The sequence below is a fragment of the Aminobacter sp. P4_H6_2 genome, assembly GCF_056400805.1.
Genome location: NZ_JBFUKO010000165.1, coordinates 1 through 9,252, shown reverse-complemented (window position 1 = coordinate 9,252; position 9,252 = coordinate 1). Strand labels below are relative to the sequence as shown.

At 61.6% G+C, this 9,252-nt stretch carries 11 protein-coding genes; 6 read left to right on the top strand and 5 right to left on the bottom strand.

From position 1 onward, the window contains the following. The coding region (locus AC1DUU_RS14045; protein ID WP_476784026.1) for a DUF815 domain-containing protein at positions 1 to 375 on the bottom strand (375 nt) is incomplete at its 3' end. A gap of 182 nt (positions 376 to 557) precedes the next feature. Here AC1DUU_RS14045 and yajC point away from each other — a divergent pair. From yajC to AC1DUU_RS14025, 4 genes are read left to right on the top strand one after another with little or no spacing between them, the layout of a single operon-like run. Continuing rightward, positions 558 to 896, top strand: a complete 339-nt coding sequence (gene yajC / locus AC1DUU_RS14040) for a preprotein translocase subunit YajC (protein ID WP_476784025.1) — start codon at positions 558 to 560, stop codon at positions 894 to 896. Between the two features lie 51 nt (positions 897 to 947). Beyond that, positions 948 to 3,515: a protein translocase subunit SecDF gene (gene secDF / locus AC1DUU_RS14035; RefSeq protein ID WP_476784024.1), complete on the top strand. Its 2,568-nt coding sequence runs from the start codon at positions 948 to 950 to the stop codon at positions 3,513 to 3,515. Positions 3,516 to 3,521: 6 nt separating this feature from the next. Next, positions 3,522 to 3,908, top strand: a complete 387-nt coding sequence (locus AC1DUU_RS14030; protein WP_476784023.1) for an Mth938-like domain-containing protein — start codon at positions 3,522 to 3,524, stop codon at positions 3,906 to 3,908. Positions 3,909 to 3,943: 35 nt separating this feature from the next. Then, positions 3,944 to 4,741 carry a phytoene/squalene synthase family protein gene (locus tag AC1DUU_RS14025; RefSeq protein WP_476784022.1) on the top strand — a complete coding sequence of 266 codons (798 nt, stop codon included), beginning with the start codon at positions 3,944 to 3,946 and terminating at the stop codon, positions 4,739 to 4,741. 4 nt (positions 4,742 to 4,745) lie between these two features. Here AC1DUU_RS14025 and AC1DUU_RS14020 read toward each other — a convergent pair whose 3' ends face one another. Next, positions 4,746 to 5,267 carry a GNAT family N-acetyltransferase gene (locus AC1DUU_RS14020; RefSeq protein WP_476784021.1) on the bottom strand — a complete coding sequence of 174 codons (522 nt, stop codon included), beginning with the start codon at positions 5,265 to 5,267 and terminating at the stop codon, positions 4,746 to 4,748. A 14-nt stretch (positions 5,268 to 5,281) separates the two neighbouring features. Then, positions 5,282 to 6,691, bottom strand: a complete 1,410-nt coding sequence (gene trmFO, locus AC1DUU_RS14015; protein WP_476784020.1) for a methylenetetrahydrofolate--tRNA-(uracil(54)-C(5))-methyltransferase (FADH(2)-oxidizing) TrmFO — start codon at positions 6,689 to 6,691, stop codon at positions 5,282 to 5,284. A 105-nt stretch (positions 6,692 to 6,796) separates the two neighbouring features. Here trmFO and AC1DUU_RS14010 point away from each other — a divergent pair, with 105 nt between their 5' ends. Beyond that, complete coding sequence (locus AC1DUU_RS14010; protein WP_476784019.1) at positions 6,797 to 7,402, top strand: hypothetical protein; 606 nt, start codon at positions 6,797 to 6,799, stop codon at positions 7,400 to 7,402. Positions 7,403 to 7,700: 298 nt separating this feature from the next. On the opposite strand, the gene AC1DUU_RS14005 is transcribed toward AC1DUU_RS14010, so the two are convergent. Beyond that, positions 7,701 to 7,841 carry a DUF1127 domain-containing protein gene (locus AC1DUU_RS14005; RefSeq protein ID WP_018427695.1) on the bottom strand — a complete coding sequence of 47 codons (141 nt, stop codon included), beginning with the start codon at positions 7,839 to 7,841 and terminating at the stop codon, positions 7,701 to 7,703. A gap of 51 nt (positions 7,842 to 7,892) precedes the next feature. After that, on the bottom strand, positions 7,893 to 8,033 hold the full coding sequence (locus AC1DUU_RS14000) for a DUF1127 domain-containing protein (RefSeq protein ID WP_018427696.1): 141 nt from the start codon (positions 8,031 to 8,033) through the stop codon (positions 7,893 to 7,895). Positions 8,034 to 8,256: 223 nt separating this feature from the next. Between AC1DUU_RS14000 and AC1DUU_RS13995 the strand changes: the two genes are divergently transcribed. Next, a partial coding sequence (locus AC1DUU_RS13995) for a DUF2157 domain-containing protein (protein WP_476784018.1) occupies positions 8,257 to 9,252 on the top strand: 996 nt, incomplete at its 3' end.

The following is a 9,252-nucleotide window of genomic DNA, read 5'->3' as shown; positions in this document are numbered from 1 at the left end:
GCGATGAATCTCGATCAGCTTGAGGGGGGCGGCTGTTTTGCCTGAAGCGTTGATCGTGGCGTGTGCTGCCTTGACCAGCGACGACTTGCCCATGCCGCGCGCGCCCCACAAAAGCACGTTGTTGGCGGGCAAGCCGGCGGCGAAGCGTTCTGTGTTGTCGACGAGAATGTCGCGAACACGGTCGACGCCCTTGATCAGGCCGATGTCGACGCGATTGACGCGGTGGACGGGCTCGAGATAGCCGGGATCCGCCGCCCAGACGTAGCAGTCGGCGGTGTCGAGATCGGTCTCAGGAGCAGGTACGGGCGCCAGCCTGGCTACCGCTGCGATCAGACGGTCGAGTTTGTCGTTGAGTGCTTCGAACGTCTTTTCCATGGCTAATCCTGTCGGTCTCTACATTTCAAATGACGCGCGACGCTGTAACACGCTCAAACAACCCGGAAAAGCGCCGTAACTGGCCGGATGTGCAGTTGCATTGGTCGCTTTAGCGACTATATTCCGCGCACATTTCCGGGGCACCGATGTACGGTATCCCGATACTTTCTCAGGAGACATTCATGTTCGTCACGCCGGCATACGCACAGGCCACCGGGGCTACGCCCGACGTTCTCATCAGCATTCTGCCGTTTGTGCTGATCTTCGTGATCATGTATTTTCTTATCATCCGCCCGCAGCGTACCCAGCTGAAGAAGCGTGGCGAGATGCTTGCCGCAATCCGCCGCGGCGATACGGTTGTCACCRGTGGCGGCTTCGTCGGCAAGGTGACCAAGGTCATCGACGACAATGAACTCGAGGTTGACCTGGGCAACGGCCTCAAGGTGACTGCGCTGCGCGGCACCATTTCAGACGTTCGGGTCAAGGGCGAGCCAATCGCCAACCAGAACGCCAAGAAATAATCGCAGTCGAGGCGAGACGCACCGCTTTCACGCCTTAACGGACGAGGCCAAATGCTCTATTTTTCGCGCTGGAAGACAATCTCGATCTGGGCCGTCGTGCTCCTCGGGATGCTCTTCACCATTCCGAACATGCTGACGCAGTCTCAGCTCGATTCCCTACCGGGGTGGTTTCCCAAACGCGCGCTGACGCTTGGCCTCGACCTTCAGGGCGGCTCGCACATCCTGCTGTCCATCGACAGGCAGGATTTGATCGACGAGCGTCTGCAGGCGACCCGCGACGACATCCGCACCATGCTGCGCGACGCCAAGGTCGGATACACCGGCCTGACCGGAACGGGTAAGACGATCCAGGTCCGCATCACGGATCCCAACGAGCTCGAAGCGGCGAAAACGGCACTGGCGACGCTGATCGCGCCGATTTCGTCGAGCATGTTCGGCACCGGTTCGGTGAGTGAACTTGCGCTCGACGAGCCTGAGCCGGGCCTGTTGCGCTACACGCTGACTGAGTCCGGTATCGATTATCGCGTCAACAACGCGGTCACCCAGTCGATCGAAGTCATCGGCCGCCGCGTCAATGAACTCGGCACCACCGAGCCGATCATCCAACGTGCGGGTTCCGACCGCATCCTCGTCCAGGTTCCGGGCCTTCAGGACCCGACCCGTCTCAAGGAAATCCTCGGCAAGACTGCCAAGCTGACCTTCCAGATGGTCGACCAGTCGATGTCTCCGCAGGAGGCGATGCAGGGCCGTCCGCCGGCGGGCTCAACTGTGATGTATTCGCAGGACGATCCCCCCGTTCCGTATCTGATCGAAAACCGGGTCATCGTGTCGGGCGAAAACCTCACCGATGCGCAGGCGACATTCGACCAGCGCACCAACGAGGCGGTCGTATCCTTCCGCTTTGACGGCAAGGGCGCATCGCGCTTCGGCCAGGCCACCCAACAGAATGTCGGCAAGCTGTTTGCCATCATCCTCGACAACCAGGTGATCTCGGCGCCACGCATCAATGAGCCGATCCTCGGCGGTTCGGGCCAGATTTCCGGTAACTTTACCGCTGAGAGCGCCAATGACCTGGCCGTTCTGCTGCGCGCCGGCGCGCTGCCGGCCGATCTGACCATCGTCGAGGAACGCACCGTCGGCCCAAGCCTTGGCGCCGATTCGATCGCGGCGGGCAAGTTTGCCTCGGTGATCGCCGGTATCCTCGTCGTTTCCTTCATGCTGGTTGCCTATGGCACGCTCGGCATCATCGCCAATATCGCACTTGCCGCAAACGTGGCGCTGATCATCGCGATCCTCTCCATCCTGGGTGCTACGCTGACGATGCCTGGCATCGCCGGTATCGTCTTGACCGTTGGTATGGCGGTCGACTCCAACGTCATCATCTACGAACGCGTGCGCGAGGAGCGACAACTCGGTCGCTCGCTCGTGCAGTCGCTCGATCAAGGCTTTTCGCGCGCGCTGGCGACCATCGTCGACGCCAACTTCACCACCTTCATCGCAGCGATCATCCTGTTCTATCTTGGCTCGGGTCCGGTGCGCGGCTTTGCCGTTACTCTTGCCATCGGCATCGTGACGACGGTGTTCACTGCCTTTACGCTCACCCGCTGGCTGGTTTCGATCTGGCTGCGCCGCGCCAAGCCCAAGGAATTGCCCAAGGGTTTCGTGCGCTTCGTGCCGGACAACACCAAATTCTCGTTCATGGGACTGCGCCGCTATGCCTTCGCGCTGTCGGCGGCCGCGTCGCTTGCGGCGATGGCGTTGTTCTTCACCATCGACATGAATTACGGCATCGACTTCAAGGGCGGCACCAGCCTGGAAGTACAGGCCAAAAGTGGCGATGCCAGCTCGTCCGACGTGCGCGCACGGCTCAGCGAGCTCAACATCGGTGACGTTCAGGTCCAGGAATTCGGCGCCGCAAGCACCTTGCTGATCCGGGTCGAAGGCCAGAAGGCCGGTGACAATGCCGAGCAGAGCGTGGTCGAGAAGGTGCGTGGCGAACTTGCCAACGACTATGATTTCCGCCGTGTTGAATCGGTTGGCCCGACGGTGTCGAGCGAACTCGCATTGTACGGCGCGCTCGGCGTGATGGCCGCGATGCTCGCAATGCTGGTCTACATCTGGTTCCGCTTCGAGTGGCAGTTCGGCCTAGGCGCCATTCTCGCGACCATCCACGACGTGACCATGATGGTCGGCCTTTATGTCATCACCGGCATCGAGTTCAACCTGACCAGTATCGCGGCGATCCTGACAATCGTCGGCTATTCGATCAACGATACCGTCGTCGTTTACGATCGTRTCCGCGAAAATCTGCGCAAGTACAAGAAGATGCCGATCGAGCAGTTGCTCGACCTGTCGATGAACCAGACGCTGTCGCGTACGGTCCTGACGGGCCTGACCACACTGCTCGCCCTGATTTCGCTCTACCTGTTCGGTGGCGAGGTCATCCGGTCCTTCACGCTGGCAATGATCTTCGGCATCGTGGTCGGCACTTACTCGTCGATCTTCGTCGCCGGCCCGCTGCTCATCCTGTTCAGGCTGCGGCCGGCAGGCATCGATGCTGACGACAAGGGCAACCACAAGCCGGCGGTGCCGGYTAGCGCTCACCCGACCAAGTCGTAACTGGATATGGCAGGGCTAATCATCCGAGAAGCGCATTTCCCCGGGCGGGCGCCCGTCGACGCCTATGGCGACGGCGGCTTCCGTTTCGCGGACATGTCGCATCGCGGTTCGATCCTGTGCCTGCCGTCCGGCATCTATGGATGGCAGCCGGCAGACCCATTGGCACTGCAGCCGTCGGATTTCGAAAAGCTCTTCGCCGAGGCGACGCAGGTGGAAATCCTGCTCGTCGGCATGGGCAAGGAACTGCGGCGCTTGCCCGAGACACTGAGGGCGGCACTCAAGGCCGCCAAGATCTCCGCCGATCCGATGTCGACTGGGGCTGCGGTGCGTACCTACAACGTGCTGCTTGCGGAAGAGCGCGCGGTAGCCGCCGCTTTCATTGCTGTCGGCTGACCGTGAACGAGGCGAACGGGGCAGCGAAGGCTTTGATGGAAGCGGTGCGTATTGCCGACCGCGACCGCTATCTCGCGGCACTTTATGCACCCGAAGACAAGCGTCAGGCTGTTTTGGCGCTCTATGCGTTCAACGCCGAGATATCAGGCATCCGCGATCGCGTCAGTGAGCCGATGCCCGGCGAGATCAGGTTGCAATGGTGGCGCGATGTCATCGCTTCCGGCGATAGGGAAGCCGGCGCTGGGCATCCTGTCGCCACGGCATTGATGGCCGCGATCGAGACATATCGCCTTCCGGTTGCGGCCTTCGACAGCTATCTCGAAGCCCGTATCTTTGACCTCTACGACGACCCTATGCCCTCGCGCACCGATCTGGAAGGCTATTGCGGCGAAACCGCCTCCGCGCTGATCCACCTTTCCGCCTTGGTGCTCGATGCCGACGAGGCGCCGAAGCACGCGGAGCTTTCCGGCCATGCCGGCTGCGCGCAGGCGATCACAGGATTGCTGCGGCTGCTGCCGATCCATCGCGCGCGTGGCCAATGTTATGTCCCAAGGGACATCCTCGCTGCCGCCGGGACGACGCCGGAAGAATTCGTGGCGAACGCAACCGCCCAGTCGTCACGGCATGCCGTTCAGGCCATGGCCGCACTGGCGCGCGAGCATCTTCGGGCGTTTGAGCGCGGCGCCAAGGATCTGCCTGACACATTGCGGCCGGCTTTTCTGCCGCTTTCGCTGACGCCGACCTATCTCGACCGACTGGAGCGCGGCAAGGACGGCATGTCTTCGCTGCGCAAGCACTTGCTGATGCTGAAGACCGCTTCGCGCGGCTGGTAGCTGTTCAAGTCGCCGCGACGTGTTCGTCGCGCTTGGTGTAGAAAAAGAAGCGGTCGAGGCCACGGGAATTGACGTAGGAGCGGACGTCGCGATGCAGGCGCCGGGCAACGCTCGCCGAGGAAGAATTGTCCGGCGCTACGATCGAGCCGATCTCCATTTCGTCCCTTGCCGCAAAGCCATACGCCATCGCGGCGCGCGCCGCTTCGAGCGCGATACCGTGGCCGCGCCACGCCGGAGCGACATGGTAGCCGATTTCGAGGACGCGAGCGCCTGCCACGTCTTGCCAGGTCGGACCGCAATCGCCGATCAGCGCGCCACTTGCCTTGTCGATGATCGCCCACAGCCCGAATCCGTCCCGCTGATAGCGGTCACGGTTCCTGTCGATCCACTCGATGGCAGCGGCTTCGGTCGTCATCTCCGGATAGAAGCGGCGCGCATAGTCGTCAGCGAAGATCGCCAGGATCTCCGCTGAATCGTCCGGCTGCATCTCCCTCAAGATCAGGCGCGCGGTCTCGGGAGGAAGCATGCTTTGCCTCGTTTTTATTCCGCTGCTTGTGCTGCTTCGGCAATGCCGAGCCAAGCCCGACAATCGACCAGCGCGCGTGCCGTCATCGCCTTTTTCTTGGCGACGGTCTTTTCCTTGCCGCGCAGGCGCTTGCCTTCGACCTTGGGCGCTTCCATCACTGGAAACAGGCCGAAATTGACGTTCATCGGCTGGAACGAGCGTTTGCCGGGCTCATCGTCGGAAACGATGTGGCCGCCGGTGATGTGGTTGAGCAATGCGCCGAACGCGGTGGTGACCGGCGGCTGGCTCAAAGGCTGGCCAAGACGCTCGGCTACGGCGAAGCGCCCGGCAAGCAGGCCGATGGCGGCACTTTCGACGTAACCCTCGCAGCCGGTGATCTGGCCGGCGAAACGCAGGCCGGGCCGCGACTTGAGCTGCAGCGTCGGATCGAGCAGCGTGGGTGAGTTGAGATAGGTATTGCGGTGCAGTCCACCGAGACGGGCGAACTCGGCGTTCTCCAGGCCTGGAATCATGCGGAGCACATTGACCTGCTCGGCATACTTCAGCTTGGTCTGGAAACCGACCATGTTGTAGAGCGTGCCGAGTGCATTGTCCTGACGCAGCTGGACAACAGCATAGGCCTTCACCGTCGGATTGTGGGCATTGGTCAGGCCCATCGGCTTCATCGGGCCATGACGCAAAGTCTCGCGACCACGCTCGGCCATCACTTCGATCGGCAGGCAGCCGTCGAAATAGGGCGTGCCTTCCCATTGCTTGAACTCGGTCTTCTGGCCGTCGAGCAGCGCCTGGACGAAGGCGTCATACTGCTCCTTGTCCATCGGGCAGTTGATGTAGTCCTTGCCGGTGCCGCCGGGGCCGACTTTGTCGTAGCGCGACTGGAACCAGCAGACATTCATGTCGATGCTGTCGAAATGGATGATTGGGGCAATCGCATCGAAGAAGGCGAGTGCGTCCGCACCGGTATTGGCAGCGATGGATTCGGCAAGCGAAGGCGCGGTCAGCGGGCCGGTGGCGATGATCGCCTGGTCCCAGTCGGCGGGTGGCAGGCCAGTGACTTCCTCGCGAACGATTGATATCAGCGGATGGGCTTCGAGCCGTGCGGTGACAGCGTTGGAGAAGCCATCGCGGTCGACGGCGAGCGCGCCGCCGGCGGGGACCTGGTTGGCGTCGCCCGCGCTCATGATCAGCGAGCCGGCAAGTCGCATCTCGGCGTGCAGCAGGCCCACGGCGTTGGTTTCAGCGTCATCCGAGCGGAACGAATTGGAGCAGACCAACTCGGCCAACCCTTCAGTCTTGTGCGCGTCGGTGCCGCGGACACCACGCATTTCATGCAGGATCACCGGCACACCGGCCGAGGCCACCTGCCATGCTGCTTCTGATCCGGCGAGGCCGCCGCCGACGATGTGAATAGGTTTTGTGCTCATTGCGCCGGAATAATCCCTTGGTCGGGGGAATGCAACGATTGCGGCGGTTACCACGATATGACTTGGGGGTTGCGAGCAGCGCGTGACAACTTCTAAGATGTCCAAATGGCGGGACATTCAATTTGCCGGTTGCTCATTGCCGGCATATTCACGTTTTCAAATTTCATCGGCATCGCGCATTCAGCACCGAATGTGGTGGCGACCAAGCGCATCGACATCTGTCATGGCTATAGCTGCGCGTTCCGATCGCGCCTCGACCTTGGACCGAATGACGCCAAGCGATTTGCGTCGATTCTCGCGGCCGGTCAGGCGTCGCCGCAGGCCGAGCGGGCAGCAATCGCCAGGGCGGTCAGCTATTTCGAAACGCGCGCGCAGCAGGTTACCGGCGTCCGCGACCAGCCGAAGTCGGAATTCGGCGCCTCGAAGGTCAGGGGGCAGATGGATTGTGTCGACGAATCGACCAACACCAACTCTCTGCTTCGCTATCTCGATGGCCGTGGCCTGCTCAAATACCACAAGGTCGAGGCGAAAACCTCGCGCGGGTTCCTGCTTGATGGACGCTATCCGCACTGGACGGCGGTGGTTCGCGCGCCCGGTGGCGTCAAATGGGTCGTCGATTCCTGGTATGCGCCCATGGGCGGCGCCCCCGACATCATCCCGCTCAGCGAGTGGAAGGTGCGCGGCGTGCTGGAAAGCGGCGCGCTCGACTAACAATGCCTTGAGCAGGTCCAAAACGACAACACCCGCCGGGGGAGGACCGGCGGGTGTCGTTTTGGTGGTCAGCTTCAGGGAGGAGGAGGAAGCTGACCTATTCGCCWTTGCCGGGGAGGAGGTCGGCGCWGGCGGAATTCYTTTCGCCGATCAAAGAGGGCGAARCTCTCGGAGGTAACGACACCCGCCAGGGGAGGAGGTCTGGCGGGTGTGTTAAGGTGGYCAGCTYATCGGGAGGAARAAGCTGACCTGATCCGYCATAGTCGGGGAGGAGGTCGACGCTGACGGAATTCTCAAATTAGATTGCGCGGCGGGCGATCGACTGGATCTCGCCACGATTGATGCCGAGATCGGCAAGCTGGCGGTTCGACAGACGGCCAAGCTCGTTCACCGTCTCGCGATAAGCGCGCCAGTTACGGTAAGTGCGGAGCAAGTTCATTTTAGTTCTCTTTTCGGTTCGGACAGGTGGGTCCAGTGGACCCGGTTTCGGTTAGATGGCTTTACGCGCGACGAAGTGGATGTCGCTGCGGGTGATGCCAAGGTCGGTCAGTTCACGGTTCGACAGGCGGCTCAGCTCGGAGACAGTCTCACGGTAGCGGCGCCAGTTGCGGTAATTGCGGATCAGGTTCATCTTCGTTTCCCTTCGTCTTCTTTTCTCTTCTGTGTACGGGGCGTAGATAGGATGCCCTTGCCCAAAATTGAAGCGCTATGCTCGCATGGCAGCAATGCGTTTTGTGCATTGCAGCATTAATGGGCATTAAGCCTTCGGTCATAATTGTGACCGAATCTGAAATTCGCCATAATGACAACGCCTTGGGCCTGATATCGGCGGCTGTGGCAGAGGGATGCGACTTATGGCGAGCTATGCCACCAAGGTGAAGAGCGACATGGCGCGCTGGGTCGACAGCGGGCTCCTCGACCGCGCGACTGCAGACGTGCTTGTCCGCGATGTCGAAGCAAACGAACGCAACGGTCTCAACTTCGGTTCGATCCTGGCGATCATGGCGGCACTTCTGTTTGCTGCCGCGATCCTCATTCTCGTTGCCGCCAATTGGGAGGCGATCCCGCGCGTTGCGCGCGTCGGCGCTTTGTTTGCTGTCATCTTTGCCGGTTATGTCGGCGGCGCCGTCCTCAAAGAACGCGGCCATGGCGGTTTCGCCGAAGCCCTATGGCTGATCGCGGCTGCGGCCTTTGGCGGTTCGATCGCGCTGATCGGCCAGATGTATCATTTCTCCGGTGACGAAGCCGTGGCCATCGTCACCTGGTGCGTCGGCACGGCGATTGCGGCTGCCGCGCTCCGCTCCAACGCCTTGACGGTGGCGGCCGTCGGCATCGCGGATGCCTGGCTAGCGCTCAAGGGCTTCGAGATCTTCCGCCGCGAGGCATTGCCGCATTTCTTCGTCGCGTTCATGGCGGTGTTCTGGGTGCTGTCGTTGTGGACGCAAAGCCGTGCCGCCCGACATCTCATTGTGCTTTCTCTCATCTTCTATGCGGTATTGCTCGGCATTCACTACGACACGCTTGAGGTGGGACTGGTGCTCTCGCTGGTGTCCGCAGCCCTGCTGGCCGTTGCCGCACTGGCGCCCGCACTGTCCGAACGCCTCGTCCAGCTTGGCGGCCGGCTGYCGCTGCATGCCCTGATCGGCTTCCTGACCGGCATGGCCATGGTGCAAGTCGACCGGTTCGACGAGCAGGGCTTTGTCATTGCCGCAGCCGGGGCGCTGGCCGTCATTGCAGCAGCAATCATCCTCCTTGGGCGCGAGAGCCGAGCCTTGCGCTGGATCGCCTATCTCGGTTTCGCCTTCGAACTGGCGATTGTCTACCTGGTCACGGTTGGCTCGATGCTCGGC

What these genes read in the sequence shown, in the direction of transcription:
- AC1DUU_RS14020 (WP_476784021.1), bottom strand. Translation starts at nt 5,267, where the DNA reads ATGCTTCCTCCCGAGACCGCGCGCCTGATCTTGAGGGAGATGCAGCCG.
- AC1DUU_RS14005 (WP_018427695.1), bottom strand. Translation starts at nt 7,841, where the DNA reads ATGAACTTGCTCCGCACTTACCGTAACTGGCGCGCTTATCGCGAGACG.
- AC1DUU_RS14000 (WP_018427696.1), bottom strand. Translation starts at nt 8,033, where the DNA reads ATGAACCTGATCCGCAATTACCGCAACTGGCGCCGCTACCGTGAGACT.
- AC1DUU_RS14025 (WP_476784022.1), top strand. Translation starts at nt 3,944, where the DNA reads ATGGAAGCGGTGCGTATTGCCGACCGCGACCGCTATCTCGCGGCACTT.
- AC1DUU_RS14010 (WP_476784019.1), top strand. Translation starts at nt 6,797, where the DNA reads ATGGCGGGACATTCAATTTGCCGGTTGCTCATTGCCGGCATATTCACG.
- trmFO (WP_476784020.1), bottom strand. Translation starts at nt 6,691, where the DNA reads ATGAGCACAAAACCTATTCACATCGTCGGCGGCGGCCTCGCCGGATCA.
- AC1DUU_RS14030 (WP_476784023.1), top strand. Translation starts at nt 3,522, where the DNA reads ATGGCAGGGCTAATCATCCGAGAAGCGCATTTCCCCGGGCGGGCGCCC.